Annotated in this window: 16 protein-coding genes; 7 read left to right on the top strand and 9 right to left on the bottom strand. The window is 63.8% G+C overall.

Translation table 11 applies throughout. The annotated features are described in order from the left end of the window. Window positions 1–8: 8 nt before the first annotated feature. The 4 genes from BRA471DRAFT_RS37255 to BRA471DRAFT_RS34130 all read right to left on the bottom strand — a co-directional run bounded on the left by BRA471DRAFT_RS37255 (window position 9) and on the right by BRA471DRAFT_RS34130 (window position 3,682). Window positions 9–1,085, bottom strand: a complete 1,077-nt coding sequence (locus BRA471DRAFT_RS37255; RefSeq protein ID WP_007615610.1) for a M48 family metallopeptidase — start codon at window positions 1,083–1,085, stop codon at window positions 9–11. 28 nt (window positions 1,086–1,113) lie between these two features. Then, complete coding sequence (locus BRA471DRAFT_RS34140) at window positions 1,114–1,578, bottom strand: DUF2846 domain-containing protein (RefSeq protein WP_007615609.1); 465 nt, start codon at window positions 1,576–1,578, stop codon at window positions 1,114–1,116. 130 nt (window positions 1,579–1,708) lie between these two features. Next, complete coding sequence (locus BRA471DRAFT_RS34135; RefSeq protein ID WP_035975272.1) at window positions 1,709–2,722, bottom strand: LLM class flavin-dependent oxidoreductase; 1,014 nt, start codon at window positions 2,720–2,722, stop codon at window positions 1,709–1,711. A 30-nt stretch (window positions 2,723–2,752) separates the two neighbouring features. Further along, window positions 2,753–3,682 carry a LysR family transcriptional regulator gene (locus BRA471DRAFT_RS34130; RefSeq protein WP_007615607.1) on the bottom strand — a complete coding sequence of 310 codons (930 nt, stop codon included), beginning with the start codon at window positions 3,680–3,682 and terminating at the stop codon, window positions 2,753–2,755. Between the two features lie 107 nt (window positions 3,683–3,789). Here BRA471DRAFT_RS34130 and styA point away from each other — a divergent pair, with 107 nt between their 5' ends. Together styA and styB are read left to right on the top strand one after the other, a co-directional pair. Continuing rightward, entirely contained in the window at window positions 3,790–5,040 is a 1,251-nt protein-coding gene (gene styA / locus BRA471DRAFT_RS34125) for a styrene monooxygenase subunit StyA (protein ID WP_007615606.1), read from the top strand. 60 nt (window positions 5,041–5,100) lie between these two features. Then, window positions 5,101–5,586 (top strand): styrene monooxygenase NADH-dependent flavin reductase subunit StyB, encoded by a 486-nt coding sequence (gene styB / locus BRA471DRAFT_RS34120; RefSeq protein WP_007615605.1) that lies wholly within the window; start codon window positions 5,101–5,103, stop codon window positions 5,584–5,586. A 374-nt stretch (window positions 5,587–5,960) separates the two neighbouring features. Here styB and BRA471DRAFT_RS34115 read toward each other — a convergent pair whose 3' ends face one another. Further along, window positions 5,961–6,659 (bottom strand): outer membrane protein, encoded by a 699-nt coding sequence (locus tag BRA471DRAFT_RS34115; protein ID WP_007615604.1) that lies wholly within the window; start codon window positions 6,657–6,659, stop codon window positions 5,961–5,963. Window positions 6,660–7,024: 365 nt separating this feature from the next. On the opposite strand from BRA471DRAFT_RS34115, the gene BRA471DRAFT_RS34110 reads away from it, so the two are divergent. After that, window positions 7,025–7,543 (top strand): AAA family ATPase, encoded by a 519-nt coding sequence (locus tag BRA471DRAFT_RS34110; RefSeq protein WP_007615603.1) that lies wholly within the window; start codon window positions 7,025–7,027, stop codon window positions 7,541–7,543. A gap of 111 nt (window positions 7,544–7,654) precedes the next feature. Here BRA471DRAFT_RS34110 and BRA471DRAFT_RS34105 read toward each other — a convergent pair whose 3' ends face one another. Beyond that, window positions 7,655–7,933, bottom strand: coding sequence for a hypothetical protein (locus BRA471DRAFT_RS34105; RefSeq protein ID WP_007615602.1), 279 nt, complete (start codon window positions 7,931–7,933; stop codon window positions 7,655–7,657). A gap of 569 nt (window positions 7,934–8,502) precedes the next feature. Next, complete coding sequence (locus tag BRA471DRAFT_RS34100) at window positions 8,503–10,524, bottom strand: YgiQ family radical SAM protein (protein ID WP_007615601.1); 2,022 nt, start codon at window positions 10,522–10,524, stop codon at window positions 8,503–8,505. A gap of 266 nt (window positions 10,525–10,790) precedes the next feature. On the opposite strand from BRA471DRAFT_RS34100, the gene BRA471DRAFT_RS39205 reads away from it, so the two are divergent. Continuing rightward, window positions 10,791–10,955, top strand: a complete 165-nt coding sequence (locus BRA471DRAFT_RS39205; protein ID WP_007615599.1) for a hypothetical protein — start codon at window positions 10,791–10,793, stop codon at window positions 10,953–10,955. A gap of 6 nt (window positions 10,956–10,961) precedes the next feature. On the opposite strand, the gene BRA471DRAFT_RS34095 is transcribed toward BRA471DRAFT_RS39205, so the two are convergent. Together BRA471DRAFT_RS34095 and BRA471DRAFT_RS34090 are read right to left on the bottom strand one after the other, a co-directional pair. Continuing rightward, the gene (locus tag BRA471DRAFT_RS34095; RefSeq protein ID WP_007615597.1) at window positions 10,962–11,627 is read right to left on the bottom strand and encodes a GntR family transcriptional regulator; all 666 of its coding nucleotides are present in this window, start codon (window positions 11,625–11,627) and stop codon (window positions 10,962–10,964) included. An 8-nt stretch (window positions 11,628–11,635) separates the two neighbouring features. Further along, on the bottom strand, window positions 11,636–13,048 hold the full coding sequence (locus BRA471DRAFT_RS34090) for an FAD-binding oxidoreductase (RefSeq protein ID WP_007615595.1): 1,413 nt from the start codon (window positions 13,046–13,048) through the stop codon (window positions 11,636–11,638). Window positions 13,049–13,227: 179 nt separating this feature from the next. On the opposite strand from BRA471DRAFT_RS34090, the gene BRA471DRAFT_RS34085 reads away from it, so the two are divergent. The 3 genes from BRA471DRAFT_RS34085 (at window position 13,228) to BRA471DRAFT_RS34075 (ending at window position 17,896) form a co-directional block, all read left to right on the top strand. After that, window positions 13,228–14,112, top strand: a complete 885-nt coding sequence (locus tag BRA471DRAFT_RS34085) for a dihydrodipicolinate synthase family protein (RefSeq protein WP_007615593.1) — start codon at window positions 13,228–13,230, stop codon at window positions 14,110–14,112. A 205-nt stretch (window positions 14,113–14,317) separates the two neighbouring features. Then, window positions 14,318–16,645: a TonB-dependent siderophore receptor gene (locus tag BRA471DRAFT_RS34080; protein WP_035974505.1), complete on the top strand. Its 2,328-nt coding sequence runs from the start codon at window positions 14,318–14,320 to the stop codon at window positions 16,643–16,645. Between the two features lie 63 nt (window positions 16,646–16,708). Then, window positions 16,709–17,896, top strand: coding sequence for a PepSY domain-containing protein (locus tag BRA471DRAFT_RS34075; protein WP_007615582.1), 1,188 nt, complete (start codon window positions 16,709–16,711; stop codon window positions 17,894–17,896). Window positions 17,897–18,028 lie beyond the last annotated feature (132 nt).

Here is an 18,028-nt window from a genome sequence, read left to right as displayed (position 1 = left end):
CCCGTAGCTCACCAGCCGACGGTCACCCAAGCCTGCGCCTTTTTCCGCCATTCGTCGTCGAAGCGGGCCGCGATGTCCTTTGCCGCGTCGTGCGAGAGAAGCTGCTCGATAGCGGATGTCTCGATGTCGCTAATATCGGGAACGCCGGTGTATCCGAGATTGGCAAGCCGCTTGGCAAAGGGCGGGTGCGTCGCGTCCGGATCGTGCTCGCGCGTCAGGCCGGCGACGGCAGCCGCGGTCATCGGCTCAGGCGCCCTGATGTCCCCGAGCTGGTTCAAGACGCGCTCGAAAGGCGGGCGGGGTGCATGGATGGCGCCCAGCACCTCTTTCTCCAAAGGGGCGTAGATGAGATCGGTGAGACGCGTTCCGCACGCCTCCATCAGGATCAGCGCCCGCGCCATCTCGGCGCGGCCAACTTGTTCGGCGGCCCCGAGATCGGCGTAAAGCTCGTTCTCTCGCGACAGGGTGCGATATTCCCTCTCGAGCCATTCGAGCATGGAGCGGAGCAGGGCTCGGGCAATGCGTCCCGTGATGGTGTGGTTCGGATCGGCGTAGAACAGCACGTTCTCGGAGGCCGCGATGAAATCCGAAAGGTTGATGCTTCCCGAGGTATGGCGAAGCCGGGCATGGGCCACTTCATGGGCGATGACCGCGCGAACTGCACGCTCATCCAGGATGATCAGCAGTGGCAGGCCGACGATCATCGTGATCTGACGCCCGAACAGCCCGGCGTATCGGCTGACCTCGCTGATCGATGCGTTGAAATTGGTGTCGATCCGCAAGCTGCGGTTGGATCGGACGAAGCCATGGTCGAGCTCCTTCCACGCCGCCCAGAGGCCTGGGGCGGTCTCCTCGCTCGCCTCGAAACTCCGATGCTTTGGCGTGGGCAGGAGCAGCAGGCCAATGGCGACCGCCACCGCGGCCGTGAATATGGAGAACACGATTGGTGCGGTCGCCAGCGTCGCGACCGTGTAACGATCCATTGCCATCAGCCAGACAGCCAGCATCACGCAGGCCAGTGCCACGACCGGAAGAACGGCGTAGCGGCCAAGACGCAGGATGATCGTCAGGGCAAGGCGTCTCATCAGCGCTTCGAGAGCGGAGCGATTCGAATCACGCCTTGCCCCACGACCCGTTGCTCTGATGCAGGCTGGCGACGTCCGCGCGACCCTGGTCCTCCGTGACCTGGATCAGCGTGATCGCGCCTGGTGTCACGATCCCCATCTGCGGCTGGGCGGAGAGATAGGTCGTGCTGCCGGCGCGCAGATCGACGCTCATCTTCTCGCTGCCCTGTCCGAACAGATTGGTACTCAGCGGCAGATTGTTGACGGCGACCTCGTGGGGGCCCGGAGGCAGCTCGCACGCCACGAAACCTGCGGCCTGGCTGCCGCCAATCACGCGCCCGTCGACCACATAGTTGGGCTGAACCGCAAATCCCAGCGCCGAGGTCCGATAGACCACAAGCCGTGCAGTATTTGACTTGACGTTGTCAGTGAGAGCCGCACTGCCCATCGGCCCCGATGCGCAGCCCGCAAGACACGCGGCCACGACCAGAGCCCCCAGATAACCACCCCGCATTTTCGCCCCTGATGAATTCCAAATCCCCGGCGGCATCATTGTCAGGGTAGTGACTGAAGTCAATCGCGACTTCAGGTCGTGCGACTGCGGCTCCCGTCGGGGTCACACGGGCCTGGCTTTGCCCTTCCCGTCACCTCCACCCGAGCGCCGGCGCCACATGCGTCAAGATCGCATGCGCGCAATAGTCCACGCCCAGCTGGTTCGGGATCGTCAACAACAACGTGTCGGCCTCCGCGATCGCCTCGTCCTGCCGGAGCTGCTCAATCAGCGCATCCGGTTCAGCCGCGTAGCTCCGGCCGAAGATCGCTCGCGTCCGCGGGTCTATGAAGCCGATCTGGTCTTCGCCGCCGCGCTCGGAGCCGAAATAGGCGCGGTCGCGATCGTCGATCAGCGCGAAGATGCTGCGGCTGACGGACACGCGAGGCTCGCGGCTGTGGCCGGCTTCCTTCCACGCGGCGCGATAGGCGCGAATCTGGGCGGCCTGCTGCACATGGAAGGCCTCGCCGGTCTCGTCATTCTTCAGCGTCGAGCTCTGCAAATTCATGCCGTGCTTTGCGGCCCATACCGCAGTCGCGTTCGAGCCGGCGCCCCACCAGATCCGTTCGCGCAGCCCTGGCGCATGCGGCTCGAGGCGCAACAACCCCGGCGGGTTTGGAAACATCGGCTGCGGATTGGGTTTTGCAAAGCCCTCGCCGCGAAGCAGGTCCAGAAAGACCTCCGCGTGGCGCCGGCCCATGTCGGCATCGCTCTGGCCCTCGGCCGGCTGATAGCCGAAATAGCGCCAGCCATCGATCACCTGCTCGGGCGAGCCGCGGCTGATGCCGAGCTGGAGCCGGCCGCCGGCGATGAGATCGGCGGAGCCTGCATCCTCCACCATGTAGAGCGGATTCTCGTAGCGCATGTCGATCACGGCCGTGCCGATCTCGATTGTGCTGGTCTTCGCGCCCACCGCCGCCAGCAGCGGGAAGGGGGAGGCAAGCTGCCGCGCGAAATGATGCACGCGGAAATAGGCGCCGTCGGCGCCGAGCTCTTCCGCCGCAACCGCAAGCTCGATGGATTGCAGCAGCGTGTCCGCGGCCGAGCGGGTCTGCGATTGCGGCGAGGGCGTCCAGTGCCCGAAGGAGAGGAATCCGATTTTTTTCATCGGCGTCATTTAATGATGGCAGGGGTGGCGTCAACCGCCGGCGCCGGCGGTACGGGTATGCGACGAGGCCGGCGCGAAGTGCCCGGCGCGTTCGACCAGGAGATTCAGGAAGCTTCGCGCGCGCAGCGACATCCACTGCGTCTCCGGATAGACCGCATGCAGGGGCAGCGCGGCGATGGCGTAATCCGGGAGCAGATGCTCGAGCTCGCCGCTGCGAAGGCCGTCCGCCGCGTTCCACTCGGGCAGGATGGCGATGCCGAGATGCTGCATCGTCGCCTCCTGCATCGCGTCGGCATCGTCGACGTGGATGGGGCCGTTGATGGATGCGACGTGACGGCCATGCTCGGATTCAAAGGCCCATTGCTGCGCCGGCGTCATGCGCGAATAGACGATGCACTGGTGTGAGCCGAGATCATCCGGTGTCCGCGGCATCGGGCGGCCGTGCAGATAGGTGGGCGTCGCGACCAGATAGCGCTGCACGGTGCCGAGCCGGCGGGCGACAAGCGTGCTCGCCTCCAGGTTTCCGATCCTCAGCGCGAGTTCGATGCCTTCTTCCACCAGATTGACGAAGCGCTCGCTGAAGCGGATGTCGACCCGAACCTCCGGATAATTCCGGACATATTCGGCGATGACCGGCATCATGTAGCGTCGTCCGAACGACGACGGCACGCCGATCCGGAGCGTGCCGGTGGGGCGGGGCGCTGCCTGTTCGACGCTCGATCGCGCCATGTCGAAGCTCTCCAGGATCTGCCGCGCGAGATCGTAGATCCGGTGCGCCTCTGCCGTCGGCTTCAGCGTGCGCGTCGTGCGCAAGAACAGCTGCGTGCCGAATTCGTCTTCCAGCATCGCGATACGCTTGCTGATGGCGGGCTGGCCGATGCCGAGCTCCTTGGCCGCAGCCGAGAAGCTGCCGCTCTCAAGCGTGCGAACGAAAGAGCGCAGGCAATCGATCCGGTCCATATTTCATTCCGATCTGGAATAAATTATATCCCATTTATTCCGTAGTGTGCAATACAGCGGGCGGCTAGGCTTCCTCAAAACGAACAATCACAGGGGAGGACACCACGGTGGCACGCAACATCGGAATCATCGGCGCCGGAATCGCCGGGCTGCATCTCGCGCTCTACCTGCAGAAGCATGGCGTCGACGCCACTGTCATCACCGACCGGCCGCCCGAGGATTATCGCAATATCCGGCTGCTCAACACCGTTGCGCATCATCACGTGACGATCGCGCGCGAGGACTATCTCGGCGTCAATCACTGGACCGATCCGAAGGACCATTATTACTACCACGATCACGTCTTCAATTTTCCGCAGCCGCTGAGCTTTCGCGGTGACTTCTCGAAGCCGAGTCGCGCCGTCGACTACCGGATCTATCTTCCGGCGTTGATGAAGGATTTCGTCAGCCGCGGCGGCAGGATCGAATACCGCCGCATCGAAGAGCGCGATATCCGTCCGCTGGTCGCCCGCTTCGACCTGCTGGTCGTCTCGACCGGCAAGGGACCGCTCGGCCAGCTCTTCACCTACCGTCCGGAGCACACGCCTTATTCGCAGCCGCAACGGCGCCTATGCGTGGGGCTCTACACCGGCGTGCGGCAGCCCGATCCCATGAATGTCACTCTCTCGGTGTCACCCGGGCACGGCGAGATGATCGTGATTCCGACCGTCACCTTCGGCGGTGTTGCCAATGCGCTGCTGATGGAAAACGTGCCGGGCGGCGACATGGAAGAGCTGGCGACGCTCAGCTACGACGAGAACCCGAAGCACTTTTTGAAGGTGCTGCTGGGCAAGCTGGAGAAGCACCATCCGACGACCTACGACCGCATCGATACGGCGCGGTTCGATCTGGCCCAGCCGCAGGATCTGCTGCAAGGCGGCGTGGTGCCGACGGTGCGCAACACGGTGGTCGAGTTCGACGACGGCAAATGCGCGATCGCGCTCGGCGACGTCCATGCCATTGTCGATCCCATGATGGGCCAAGGCGCCAATATCGCTTCCTATGCCGCCTTCGTGCTCGGCGAGGAAATCGTCCATTCCGACGCGCTCGACGCTCGGCTTTGCGAGAAGATCGATCTGAAGCGGCAGGATCGCGTGCTGGCGGCGTCGCGCTGGACCAACGTGATGCTGCAGCCGCCGACGGACGCGCTCGGCATGCTGATCGGCGCGATGAGCCAGAATCCCGCGCTGGCAAACGAGTTCACCGAGAACTTCAACTTCCCGGACCGTCAATGGGACCGCATCTCGACACCGCAGCGCATCCATGCCTGGATCGAACGCATGTCGGCGCCGCCTGAGCCCGTCAGAGCCATTGCGTGACAATTGATGGCGTGACGACCGATGGCGCAACGCTCTTCCACCTCACGAGCGGAGACTGAGATGCAACACGCCAATCCGGCTTCGTTTCGCGAAGCCGCGTCGCGCTTTGCGACCGGCGTTGCGGTGCTGACTGCGCTGGACGAGCACGGCCATGTCTGCGGCATGACTGCAAACAGCTTTGTCACCGTCAGTCTGTCGCCGCCGACCGTGCTGGTTTCCATCAGGCCCGGCCGGATGCACCGCGCGATCTCGGCGACCGGACGCTATTGCGTCAACGTCCTGCCCGACCATGGCCGCGACCTGTCGCGGCATTTCGCGAGCCAGCCGAACACCGGCGCCACTCCAGACTACGACATCGTCGACGGCCTGCCGCGCCTTCGGGAATGCATCGCCTGGTTCGCCTGCGAGGTGACCCGGGACGTCGATGTCAGCGACCACACGCTGATCATCGCCGAAGTCTCGACCTGCGACCACCGCGACACCACGCCATTGGTGTTCTTTTCCAGCCGGTATCATCGAGGGGCCGGGGTGCCGGTGGAGAGGTGAGGGCGCGGGCCTCGGTCGCTCTCAGGGAATGCTGTGACCACGGATGTCCGCAACACGCCAGTCTGCATAAATGCATGCGATAGGATAAGCAATGAGGCGAGCGGCGGTAGTTGGCTCGCAGCCAAGTGAATGCCAGGACTGCGGCGCCGCCAGCGGCAAGCAAGTGCATCCGCGTACCCGTTGGGGCCCGGCTTCTCTTTCAGCTGACCTGCCGCGCGCAGCCGGTCGCGGACCGCTGTTGCTCCGGAGCTGAACTCAAGTAGTTTCTGGAGAGCTTCGCAAAAAACGCAAGCCGCCAACGCGCTCCAGTCATTCCGGCTCATGAGAAAGGGCCAGCCCGTATGGCTGGCCCTCTAAGTATATCATGTAAGCCGTCAGTAACGAGAGGCCGACGCGGCGCCCCAATTGAACCGGTAGTTCAGGCCGGCCTTGATGGTGTGCTCGTCATTGCGGAAGCCGACGGCGGTAACAACACCAGCGGCGCTGGTGAAGAGAGCGTTCCGCGTGCCGAAGTCGTAGTACTGGTATTCGACCTTGCCCGACCAGTTCTGGGCGAACATGTATTCGAGACCACCGCCCACGGTGTAGCCGTCGCGACCACCGCCGTTGTTGGTGAAGGTGCCACCGCCGAAACCGTTCGTAAGGCGGGAGTCAGCCCAGGCATAACCGCCTTTGACGTACAGCAGCGCCGGACCCCAGGTGTAGCCGAGGCGACCGGTGACCGAACCGAGCCCACGATTGACGAAGGGATTGCTATTGGTGTCGAGGAAGCTGTAGTTCGCTTCAATGCCCAGCACCCAGTTCGGCGAGAACTGATGGTCGTAACCGACCTGCGCTCCGCCCATGAACACACCATCGTTGCTGCTGGTGCCGGTGAAGCCGGGCGCCAGAATGTTGTTGCTGCCGCCGAATGCGCCGCCGACGTGACCGCCGATGTAAAAGCCGGTCCAGTTGTAAATCGGCGAAGGCTGCATCGCTGGGGCTTTGGTGTAAGGACGCGCGGCCATATCAGCCGCAGATGCTGTACCCGCTAAGGCAGCGAAAGCGACAGTAGCGAGAAGGAACTTTTTCATTTCGAGTCTCTCAGGTTTAAAGAACGTGTGCCAAACGCTAACCCAACTCACCGAATTTGCTGTAGCGCGCCAGACACACGTGGCCGATCTGCCTGAGGAACGCTCTGGTCATTTGTTAGTTGAGGAACCGTGTTGACCCGTGACCGGGCATCTGAGCTACGAGTTCCGTGGTTCCGCCATCGCGAAGGACTCATCATTGTGCATTCCAAGGCCCCGGCATGATCCAGAACTTGTTGTGCCGTTCATACTGGAAGCTCATCGACCCGGGATGTCGCATCTTCTCCGCTAGCTGACCTGCCGCACGCAGCCGGTGGAGGACCGCCGGTGACCATTGCGGACTTCCGAATGTCGGCCGATGATGTCGCATGACAAGCCGTGCACCTGCGCTGATAGTCTTTGGCGGCCTTCCCGGCACGGGCAAGACAACGCTTTCTCGGGAACTGACCAGACGTCTCGCGGCCACGTACCTTCGTATCGATGCCGTTGAGCAGACGCTACGGACCGCAGGTCATACGGTCGGCGCGATGGGCTATGTGGTAGCCACCGCACTCGCGGCTGAAAATCTCGAGCTTGGTCGTATCGTTGTCGTAGACTGCGTTAATCCAGTCCTGGCAAGCCGCGTCGGATGGCGACAGATCGCCGCTCAGAAGTCGGCATGCCTCGTTGAGATCGAAGTGGTTTGCAGCGACCTGATCTTGCATCGACAACGAGTGGAAACGCGCACCTCAGACATCAGCGGCCTCAAGCTGCCAACGTGGGCTGAGGTAGTGAACCGAGACTATGAACCGTGGGATCGAGAACACCTGGTGCTCGATACGGCCGTTAGCTCGCTCGATCACCTGCTCGAACAGGCAGAGACGTATGTTCGCGCCCAGACTGGTTAGTCTCCTCTTGGCCCAGCTGACCTGCCTCGAGCAGCCGGCGGAGAACCGATTGTGACCCCTTGCAGACATTGTTGCGTCAGAGGAGTCCGACGCGTCCGCAAAAAAAGCTTCCTATACGGGATAGCGCCATTTCAACGTGCGGCGCAGGAAAAGCAAGGCCACGATTATCGCAATGGCCGCAATCCATAGGAAAGCCGGAACGGGCGATTGATTGTGAATGTGGGCAATGTACAGAACCAGGGCCAACAAGACGGCAACTAGCGCGTTCGACACCCAATACAACGGAGAGCGCCCAATTCCAGCTGCTGCGAGTTCTGCCGCCCGTTCACTCGCCAGCCTAGTAAGCCACCAATAAAAGCCGAAAGAAGCGAGCGCAATGATCCAGGACATTCCCAGTTTTTCTCATGAAGCTTTGTAGAAGGCTCTATTGAGAATACTCGAATTGAGTGGATCAGTTTAACGCACCCGACCGCAGCCCAGCACTTCGCCTATTGGCCCGTAGCTGACTCACAAAGCCGGACTGGCCATGTCCGGTTTCGCGGACAAAGCGGACACCGCCTACCCCGCGATGGGGATTACGACTACGCTCCCCAGCGCATCAGGCGCGCACCGTTGCCTGCTGTGTTGATAGATTGCAAGTCGGGGGACGGTTGCTTCGAGGCGCCGCGGGACGCGGTGTGGCGCTCGAGGATATCGATACGGAGTAGCGGTCGGGGCTCGCCCTGCCACGCGTGCCGCGACAATGGCATCCTGCGCCTGTTTTGCCCGACGAGTCAATATTTCGCCAAAAGCTAATTTTCGTTTTTCCGTTGTCTCGCCCGCCGGATTCAGCGGATTCGCAAAGCGCCTAAGTCATTGATCTCGCTGATGCCGGCTACTGTGCATGGGGTTGTTTTCGAGGTTTTTGTTTTGAGGGCACGACAGTGCGAGGTTGAACCGGACCTGGTCCGGCTCGCCCGCTACTTCATCACCCGCAGATTCTTGGTCGTGAACCGCGGCGTCTTGTCGCCGGGACGAACCGGCCGCCGCGTGCCGGCGGCCTTGCCGGTGCCGGGTGGCTGGTGCGCGGGAACCAGCTGGTCGGGGCGCGAGCCGATCAGATCGGCGCGGCCCATCTCTTTCAGGGCTTCACGCAGCACCGGCCAATTGTCGGGATCGTGGTAGCGCAGGAACGCCTTGTGCAGGCGGCGCTGGCGCAGGCCCTTGATGGCCTCGACCTTGTCGCTGCCGCCTCGGCGCACGCCGCGCAGCGGGTTGACGCCGGTGTGGTACATTGCGGTCGCGGTCGCCATCGGCGAGGGCAGGAAGGTCTGCACCTGGTCCGCGCGGTAACGGTTCTTCTTCAGCCACAGCGCGAGGTTCATCATGTCCTCGTCGGTCGTGCCCGGATGCGCCGCGATGAAATACGGGATCAGGTAATATTTCTTGCCGGCCTGTTCGGCCGCGGCATCGAACATCCGCTTGAACTGGTTGTAGGCGCCGATGCCGGGCTTCATCATCTTGTCGAGCGGTCCGCGCTCGGTATGTTCGGGCGCGATCTTCAGATAGCCGCCGACGTGATGGGTGACGAGCTCCTTGATATATTCGGGGCTTTCCACCGCGAGGTCGTAGCGCACGCCGGAGGCGACCATCACCTTCTTGATGCCCTTGGTCTCGCGCACCTTGCGATAGAGCCGGATCAGATCGTCATGCGAGGTGTTGAGGTTCGGGCAGATCTCGGGGAAGACGCAGGACGGCCGCCGGCACGCGGCCTCGACCTTCGGGTCCTTGCACGCCATCCGGTACATGTTGGCGGTGGGACCGCCGATGTCCGAGATCACGCCGGTGAAGCCGGGCGTCTTGTCGCGGATCTTCTCGATCTCGCGCAGGATCGAGCCCTCGGAGCGGTTCTGGATGATGCGGCCCTCGTGCTCGGTGATCGAGCAGAAGGTGCAGCCGCCAAAACAGCCGCGCATGATCGTCACCGAGAATTTGATCATGTCCCACGCCGGGATCTTCGCGTCACCGTAGGACGGATGCGGGGCGCGCGCGTAGGGAAGATCGTAGACCGCGTCCATCTCGTCGCTGGTCAGCGGGATCGGCGGCGGGTTGAGCCAGAGATCGCGATCGCCGTGGCGCTGCACCAGCGGCCGCGCATTGCCGGGATTGCTCTCACGGTGCAGCACGCGTGAGGCGCGCGCATAGGCTTCCTTGTCCTGCTCGACCTGCTCCAAAGCGGGCAGCCGGATCACGGTCAAGCCTTTCGTCCGCGATGCGCCCTCGTCGGCGGAGTCGAGATCGTCGGCGTGCAGCTCGACGTAGTCCTCAGGCACGCGGCGGAACAGCGCGACGCCCCTGATGTCGTCGAGCTCGCGCGGCGCCTCGCCGGCGGCCAGACGGTTCGCCACTTCGACGACGGCGCGCTCGGCATTGCCGTAGAGCAGCAGGTCCGCCTTGGCGTCGGCCAGCACCGAGCGGCGCACCTTGTCGGACCAGTAATCGTAATGCGCGATCCGGCGCAGCGAGGCCTCGATGCCGCCGAGCACGACCGGGACGCCCTTGAACGCCTCGCGGCAACGCTGCGCGTAGACGACGGTGCAGCGGTCCGGCCGCTTGCCGCCTTCGCCGCCCGCGGTATAGGCGTCGTCATGGCGCAGGCGGCGGTCCGCGGTGTAGCGGTTCACCATCGAATCCATGTTGCCGCCGGTGACGCCGAAGAAGACCTTTGGCTTGCCCAGCGCCTTGAACGGCTCGGCCGAATGCCAGTCCGGCTGCGAGATGATGCCGACGCGAAAACCCTGCGCCTCCAGCAGGCGGCCGATGATGGCCATGCCGAAGCTGGGATGGTCGACATAGGCATCGCCCGTCACCAGCACGATGTCGCAGGCGTCCCAGCCGAGCGCATCCATCTCGGCGCGGCTCATCGGGAGGAATGGCGCCGGCTTGTGCGGTCGTGCCTGCGCCATCAGGGGTTTTTCGGCGGCGATGATCTGGATGTCCATGGCGCCTACGCATAGGACTCCGGGACCGCGAATACAACCGACGGGCACGTGAAAGATCCGGTTCCGTGGCCGGCAGCCCGGGCGTGCGACCGCTTCAACCGTTCGCGGGCGCCGCCATCAGCTGTGTGCACCTTCCCGGATCACGCGCAGGAACCAACTGCCCTCGCGAACATTCTGATGCAGGGTTTGCGCCGGCCCGGCTGGCGCGCGCTCGCGCCCGGGGTCTAGTATCGCCCCGATGTTCGCCACTGGCGGATGGGGGAGCCGTGAGTACAGTCATAGAGAACTTGCTGCTCCGAAAGCAGAAGCTCGTTGAGCAGCTCGAGAAGGCGCCCACGGTCGAGGACCGCGACAAAATCGAATACCAGCTCGAACAGATCAACACCGCGCTGGATTTTCTGGACAGGCCCGGCACGAAAGGCGCGCGGTAGCAGCGCTCAATCGACCTTCAGCGCTTTGGCGTAGACCACGCCCGAATTGGTGACATGCGTGGTCATCAGCGTCGCGAATGCGGCGAACTCGCCGCGGGCGAACAGATCGAGCAGCTTGCGATGCTCGTCGAAGGACGTGCGCGTGCGCACGTCGATCGGCGAAGTCAAATTGGTGCGGAGTGCAGCGACGCGGCTGGATGCGAGTTGATAGGATTCGGCGAGATAGCGGTTGCCGCAATGGGCGAACAGCGCCTCGTGAAAGGCGGCATCGGCGTGCCCGTAGGCGATATTGTCCCTGGCTGCGATCGCCGGCTCCATCGCCGCGATCGCCTCGCTCATCGTCGTGATCGCACCTTCGCGATCGTGGTGAAAGGTGAGCTCGGCGGCCCTGGGCTCCAGCGCGATCCTGAACATGCAGAGCGCGGTGATATCTTCCGCGCTAGGCGTAAAGACAAAACTGCCGACCTGCGGCCGGATCACGACGAGGCCCTGCGCCTGCAGCTGGCCCATCGCCTCGCGCACCGGGGTGCGGCTGACGCCGAAGGAGTTTGCCACCATCTCCTCGGAGATGGCGGCGCCAAGCGCGAACTCGCCGTCGATGATGGCCTGGCGCAGCCGCTGCATCACCCGCTGCGACAGAGATTTCGGTGCATCGAGCTTGAGCGATCGCATCGGCTCTCTCAGATCACCTTGCCGGGATTGAGCAGATGATCGGGATCGAGCGCGGCCTTCAGCGTCCGCATCAGCGCGATCTCGGCCTCGCTGCGGGCATGACCCAGCCACTTCTTCTTCAGCGTGCCGATGCCGTGCTCGGCGGAGACGCTGCCGCCCATCCCGCGCACGAGGCCGTAGATGATCGCGTCCATCTCTTCCTTCGGCTGCTGCTCGACGGCAAGGCCGGTCACCCAGGAGACGAGATGCAGATTGCCGTCGCCGATATGGCCGTAATAGACGCTCTCGCAGCCCTCGATGCCATCCGCCAGCGCCGCCTTGCAGCGTGTGACGAACTCGTCCATCCGCGCCACGGCGAGGCCGATGTCGTAGGAGATGTGCGGCCCGAGCACCTGGCCGAACTCGGCGCAGATGTCGCGCACGCGCCAGAAGCTTTGCGTCTGCGCCAGCGATTGCGCCACCGCGGCGTCGGCGAGCAGCCCGCGCTCCATCAGCTCTTCGAGCCAGCTTTGGAAGCGCGGCGCGTCGAGGCTCTCGTCGGTGCCCTGCGCTTCGACCAGCACGTAGAGGCCGTGGCCTGCGGCGACCGGCGGCTTGACGCCGGCGCGAGTCGTGATCACGTCCCAGTAATCCGGCCACATCACCTCGAATGCCGACAGCAATGGGCCGAGCCCGCTTCGCGCGGCGCCGAGCAGCGCGATCACCGCGGCATAGTCCTGGAGCGCGCAGAGCGCGGCCATGGTCGAGCGCGGCTTTGGAAACAGCCGCAGCACCACGCGGGTGATGATGCCGAGCGTGCCTTCCGCGCCGATGAACAGATGCTTCAGATCATAGCCGGCATTGTTCTTCATCAGCTTGTTGAGGCTGGTGATGATGGTGCCGTCGGGCAGCACGACTTCGAGCCCGAGCACCAGCTCGCGCGTCATGCCGTAGCGGATCACGCGGTTGCCGCCGGCATTGGTCGAGAGATTGCCGCCGATCGCGCAGGAGCCGCGCGAGCCGAGATCGAGCGGAAAGAAGAAGCCGGCTTCGTCGGCGGCCTGCTGGATCGTCTGAAGCGGCGTGCCTGCTTTCACCGTCATCGTCATCGAGGCGTGATCGATCTCCTCGATGCCGCTCATGCGCTCCAGTGAAATCGCGACCCAGCCTGCTTCAGGCGATGCGCCGCGGCACAGCCCGGTCAATCCGCCCTGCGGCACGAACGGCAGATGTGCCTGCCGGCAAGTCGCGATCGCATCCGCAACGCCTTGCGCGTCGACCGGGCGGATCACCGCGAGCGGCGTCTGCGGCAGGCTCGCGCTCCAGTCGTTGCAATTGCGTGCGGGCACCTCGGTGCCGACAAGCACGGCAGCCGCGCCGAGCCTGTCGCGCAAGGCGCCAAGCAACTGGGTGGCCCGCTCGACGGGGGTCACCATGTCCATGCGAGACCTCCTCGGAATCTGGCTGCGTGTCATGTGCGCCATGATGATGGAAAGGATTTGCGCCTTTGTTGTATGTAAGGTACAAGGCGGAAAGTAAAGCAAAAACAAGGCTTGCCAGGCCCTGGTTCGATCGTCCGAGATCAGAGGTCTGGTCCGAAGCCACAGCAACGGATGGTGTGATGACGGAGGCAATTCGCGGGTTCTGGGTGGCTTCGGCGACGCCGCTGGCGACGGACGGCAGCGTGGATTCCGCCAAGCTCGCGGCCCACGCCAAGCAACTCTTCGGCAAGGGCGTCGACGGTGTCGTGCTGTTCGGCACCACCGGCGAGGGCACCTCCTTCAATGTCACCGAACGGGTCGCGACCATCGAGGCCGTGCTCAAGGCCGGCGTCGCGCCGGACCGCATTGGAATCGGCGGCGGCTTTCCCGCGATCAGCGACAGCATCGCATTGACGCGCGCCGTGCTCGGCCTCGGCCTCCGCCACGTGCTGTATCTGCCGCCTTACTTCGACCGCAGCGTCAGCCCCGAAGGCATCGAGGACGCGTTTGCGGCGATCCTCGACGGCGTCGCCGACGATCGCCTGCGTGCCTACCTCTATCATATCCCGCAGATATCGGGTGTTGCGATCCCGACCGGCGTCGCCGCGAATTTGCGCAAGCGCTACGGCAAGGTCGTTGCAGGCCTGAAAGACTCCAGCGGCGACTTCAAGCAGTTCCAGGCGTTCCGCGCCGCCGCTCCCGAGCTCGCCATCACCGTCGGCAACGAGGTTGACATCACCCGCGCGATCGCCGCCGGCGGTGCTGGCACCATCTGTGGCATGGCCAACATCGCGCCGGAGCTGGTCAAGGCCATGATCGACGGCAAGGATGTCGAAGCACGCATGCAGGCTGCCGTGGACATCGTGGTGAAATCACCATCCTTCCTCACGACGCTGAAAGCCATCCTTGCGGCACAGACGGGCGATGCGAGCTGGCTGCGCGTGCGGCCGCCGCTCCGAGCCTTGTCCGACGGCACCGCGCTCAAGCGCAAGCTCGACGAGCTGACGGCTCCGGCCATCGCGTGAGATCGCGCAAACCGCGACAGGTAGCCGCGAATTCGCGCGCTGCGTGTCGCACTCGCTGCGCAATCAATCGAGGATTGCCGAATAGCGCGATCGGAATCTAGAACCATTCAACACTAGAGCGATTCAAGTCCGCTTGCGGTTCTCTTCACGTACAGCGGCTGTTAGACGCGCCAGCTTCTGCGTCTGACTTGGAAGTGAATCGAAAGTGCGTGTCTATCTGGACGGCCAGCGCGTCAGCGGTCGTCGAACGCCTGCCGGCGACAGCCGCCCGGGTCTTCTCATCGGAGCGGCCGTGCTGCTCGCCGAATGTCTCTCCAGCTCCGCGACAGCGCACGCCGAATCCGCACTGCCGCCGGTGACGGTGGAGGCGCCGGCACCGCGGCCAAAAGCGGCGCGCGCATCGGAAACGTCTCAACGTCGGACGCAAGCGGCCGCGCGTCAGCGCAGCCGCAATGCTACCGCGCCCGCAGCTCCGACCTTGTCGGAACGCGCCGCGGCCGACGCCGCTGCGCAACAAGCCGCAAAGCTCGGCTACCGCGCGATGCCGAGCGCGACCACGTTGCGCCGCGGCGCCTCGCCGCTCGACACCTCGCAGTCTGTCAACGTCGTGCCCGCACAGGTATTGAAGGACCAGCTTCCGCGTAATATCGACGATGCACTGGTCAACATCAGCGGCATCACCCAGACCAACACACTCGCCGGCACTCAGGACGCCGTCATCCGCCGCGGCTTCGGCGACAACCGCGACGGCTCGATCATGCGCAACGGCATGCCGCTGGTGCAGGGCCGCAGCCTGAACGCCGCAGTCGAGAGCGTCGAGGTGCTGAAGGGACCGGCTTCGCTGCTCTACGGCATCATGGATCCCGGCGGCATCGTCAACACCATCAGCAAGCGTCCGGAGCTCTACCAGCACGGCTCGGTCACGCTGCTTGGTTCGACATTCGCGAACAATCGCAATGGCGCCGACGGCACGCTCGACATCACCGGCCCGATCGGCGACCAGGGCCTTGCCTATCGCTTCGTCGGTTATGGTGTCAGCGAGGACTATTGGCGCAATTTCGGCCGCCACAGGGAAATGCTGGTGAACCCGTCGCTGGCCTGGTACGGCGACACCACGACGGTCCAGCTCACCTATGAGCACCGCGAGTTCATCACTCCGTTCGACCGCGGCACGGCCTTCGTCAAGGGTGCTCCGCTGGCGATCCCGAAGACGCGCCGGCTCGACGAGCCCTTCAACAACATGTGGGGCACCTCGGACCTGGTGCAGGCCTCGGTCGAGCAGAAGCTCGACGACAATTGGAAGGTCACGGCGGCCTACAGCTACAACACCGAGACCTATAGTGCCAACCAGCTCCGCATCACCAGCGTCGACGCTAAAACCGGCGTCGAGAAACGCAGCAACGATGGCACCCAGAACTCGCTAAGCAACGCCAGTTACGGCACCTCCTATCTCCAGGGTGATGTCTGGGTGGGCGGCTTCCGCAACGAGATCCTGTTCGGCGGCGAAGCGCTGTATCGCACCATCGATCGCCGCGACCTGATCCGACAGGCGACCGCCAACTTCAATTTCTACAACCCGGTCTACGGACTGATCTCGCCGGGCACGGCTGTTTCGGCAACGGACAGCGAACAGACCGACAAGCTCGGCACCCGCGGCTTCTTCGCTCAGGACACCTTCCATCTGACCAACTGGCTGTCGGTGGTCGGGGGTGTACGCTGGATGGAATACGAACAGCTCGCGGGAAAAGGCCGGCCGAACTTCATCACAAACACCAATTTGGCGGGTGACAAGGTGCTGCCGCTCGGCGGCGTCATCTTCAAGCTGAACGATCAGCTCTCCTACTACGTGAGCTATACCCAGTCGTTGAAGCCGACATCGGTCGTCGCAGCGTTCACCACCGGCTTTGTCGTCGACTCCACCATCGCGCCCGAAGAAGGAACGCAATGGGAGACCGGTCTGAAGTTCGATGTCAACAAGCGGCTGTCGGGCACCCTGGCCGTGTACGACATCCAGAAGAAGAATGTCCTGGTGCTGGATGACACCGGCGGTGGCAAGTCGGCGGCGCGCGCCTCCGGCGCGGCCAAGTCACGCGGCGTCGAATTGGACGTGACCGGCAAACTGACTGATCAATGGAGCCTGATTGGAAGTTACGGCTATACCGACGCACGCCTGATCAACGATCCCGTTGTCGGCAACGCCAAGCTGCTGAACGCCGCCATGAACACGGCTTCACTCTATCTCGTGTACGATTTCGGCGATGCACTGCCCGGACGTCTGCGGCTCGGCGGCGGCGCGCACTATGTCGGCGACCGGCCGGGCGACTCCCTCAACACGTTCTTCCTGCCGGCCTATACCGTCGCGGACATCTTTGCGACCTACGACACCAAGATCGACAATCTGCCGGTGATCTATCAATTCAACGTCAAGAACCTGTTTGACAAGGTCTACTATACGTCCACCACCGGAAACGCTTTAAACGTCGCGATCGGCGACGCGCGCAGGGTATCCCTGTCGGCGACGGTGAAGTTCTAGCGATGACGGTGTGGCGCGAGGAATCTGATCTGCAGGTCGTGCGGACCAGAAGGGCCCGTGCCAATGCGTGACCCCTGGCGCGCGATCAAGGCCGCTCTGCTTCAGGTCCATTCCATCGCCGGCCTCGTGCTCGCGCTGCTGCTCGCCGTGATCGCACTGACCGGTGCGATCACGAGTTTTGAGGATGAGATCGTCGATCATCTCAACGCCGGCATCATGCAGGTCGCGCCGCGCCAGGCACCGGCGCTGATGCCGGACGAACTGGTTGCGCGCCTGACGGCGGCGCAGGATGTCGGCAGGGTCTCCGCCGTGACGCTAGCAAGTGATCCGTCCGCCGCGGTGCATGTGCGCTTCGCCCGCGACGAACGAGGCGCGCGGCCGTCCTCGCTCTATGTCGATCCCTATGACGCGCGCGTGCTGGGCACGCCGCACGGCGAAGAGTTTTTCGCGACCGTGCGCAAGCTGCACCGCTGGCTGCTCATCCCCGGCGATGCCAAGGGCTGGGGGCGTCAGATCACGGGCGCGGCCGCGCTCGGCCTCATCGTCATGCTGATTTCGGGCCTCGTGCTGCGCTGGCCGCGGCGTGCAGGCAGCGTGAAGATGTGGCTGAAACCAAATTTCGGGCTGAGTGGACGCGGGCTGCATCGCTCGCTGCACGCGGTCATCGGCACCTGGGTCCTGCCGGTCTATCTGGTGATGACGTTCACCGGGCTCTGGTACTCGTTCGACTGGTACAAGGATGGCGTCGTCTGGTTGCTGTCGCGCCCGCAGATCGCCGCGGCGAAGATGCAGCCGAAGATGCCTGCAAAGGCGTCGCGTGCCGCGAGCGAGACGGCACAGCCGATCGGCTTTGATCGTGCGTGGGCGGCCTTTCTGCATGAAGAGGGCAGCCGCTTCTCCAAGGCGTTGCTGACGTTGCCCGCCGGTCCGAGCACGGTGATCCGGATCCGCTCATGGGGGAAAGACTCCACCCTCGACACTACCCGCGACGAATTCCGCATCGACGCCGTGACCGGTCAGTTGGTCTCTGCGGAACGCTACGCCGACAAGACGTTCGGCGAGAAGATCATCGCGAATGTGCTCGACATCCACCGCGGTGCGATTCTGGGTTGGCCCGGCAAGCTCGCGTTCCTGGTCGCGGCTGCGCTGATGCCGCTGTTCGCGGTCACCGGCGTCCTGCTCTATTTGTCGCGCCGCAAGCTGCGGCGCCTTGCGCAGCCGCGGCTTGAGCAGCTTGTTCCCGGCGAGTGATCGCGTCGACTGCCGTTCGGCGATCGCCGAATAGCAGTGGCAACTGATCGCATTGCCGCCGCGGGCAAGAAGCACTTGTCGGAGCTTTCGCAAAATGGTTCGATTGGCGAGGTGCATCCTGGAGTGGTGGTT

It is taken from the genome of Bradyrhizobium sp. WSM471, assembly GCF_000244915.1.
Lineage (GTDB): Bacteria > Pseudomonadota > Alphaproteobacteria > Rhizobiales > Xanthobacteraceae > Bradyrhizobium.
This window is presented reverse-complemented; position numbering and strand designations above follow the sequence as displayed.

What these genes read in the sequence shown, in the direction of transcription:
- BRA471DRAFT_RS37255 (WP_007615610.1), bottom strand. Translation starts at nt 1,085, where the DNA reads ATGAGACGCCTTGCCCTGACGATCATCCTGCGTCTTGGCCGCTACGCC.
- BRA471DRAFT_RS34140 (WP_007615609.1), bottom strand. Translation starts at nt 1,578, where the DNA reads ATGCGGGGTGGTTATCTGGGGGCTCTGGTCGTGGCCGCGTGTCTTGCG.
- BRA471DRAFT_RS34135 (WP_035975272.1), bottom strand. Translation starts at nt 2,722, where the DNA reads ATGAAAAAAATCGGATTCCTCTCCTTCGGGCACTGGACGCCCTCGCCG.
- BRA471DRAFT_RS34130 (WP_007615607.1), bottom strand. Translation starts at nt 3,682, where the DNA reads ATGGACCGGATCGATTGCCTGCGCTCTTTCGTTCGCACGCTTGAGAGC.
- styB (WP_007615605.1), top strand. Translation starts at nt 5,101, where the DNA reads ATGCAACACGCCAATCCGGCTTCGTTTCGCGAAGCCGCGTCGCGCTTT.
- BRA471DRAFT_RS34115 (WP_007615604.1), bottom strand. Translation starts at nt 6,659, where the DNA reads ATGAAAAAGTTCCTTCTCGCTACTGTCGCTTTCGCTGCCTTAGCGGGT.
- BRA471DRAFT_RS34110 (WP_007615603.1), top strand. Translation starts at nt 7,025, where the DNA reads ATGACAAGCCGTGCACCTGCGCTGATAGTCTTTGGCGGCCTTCCCGGC.
- BRA471DRAFT_RS34105 (WP_007615602.1), bottom strand. Translation starts at nt 7,933, where the DNA reads ATGTCCTGGATCATTGCGCTCGCTTCTTTCGGCTTTTATTGGTGGCTT.
- BRA471DRAFT_RS34100 (WP_007615601.1), bottom strand. Translation starts at nt 10,524, where the DNA reads ATGGACATCCAGATCATCGCCGCCGAAAAACCCCTGATGGCGCAGGCA.
- BRA471DRAFT_RS34095 (WP_007615597.1), bottom strand. Translation starts at nt 11,627, where the DNA reads ATGCGATCGCTCAAGCTCGATGCACCGAAATCTCTGTCGCAGCGGGTG.
- BRA471DRAFT_RS34090 (WP_007615595.1), bottom strand. Translation starts at nt 13,048, where the DNA reads ATGGACATGGTGACCCCCGTCGAGCGGGCCACCCAGTTGCTTGGCGCC.
- BRA471DRAFT_RS34085 (WP_007615593.1), top strand. Translation starts at nt 13,228, where the DNA reads ATGACGGAGGCAATTCGCGGGTTCTGGGTGGCTTCGGCGACGCCGCTG.
- BRA471DRAFT_RS34075 (WP_007615582.1), top strand. Translation starts at nt 16,709, where the DNA reads ATGCGTGACCCCTGGCGCGCGATCAAGGCCGCTCTGCTTCAGGTCCAT.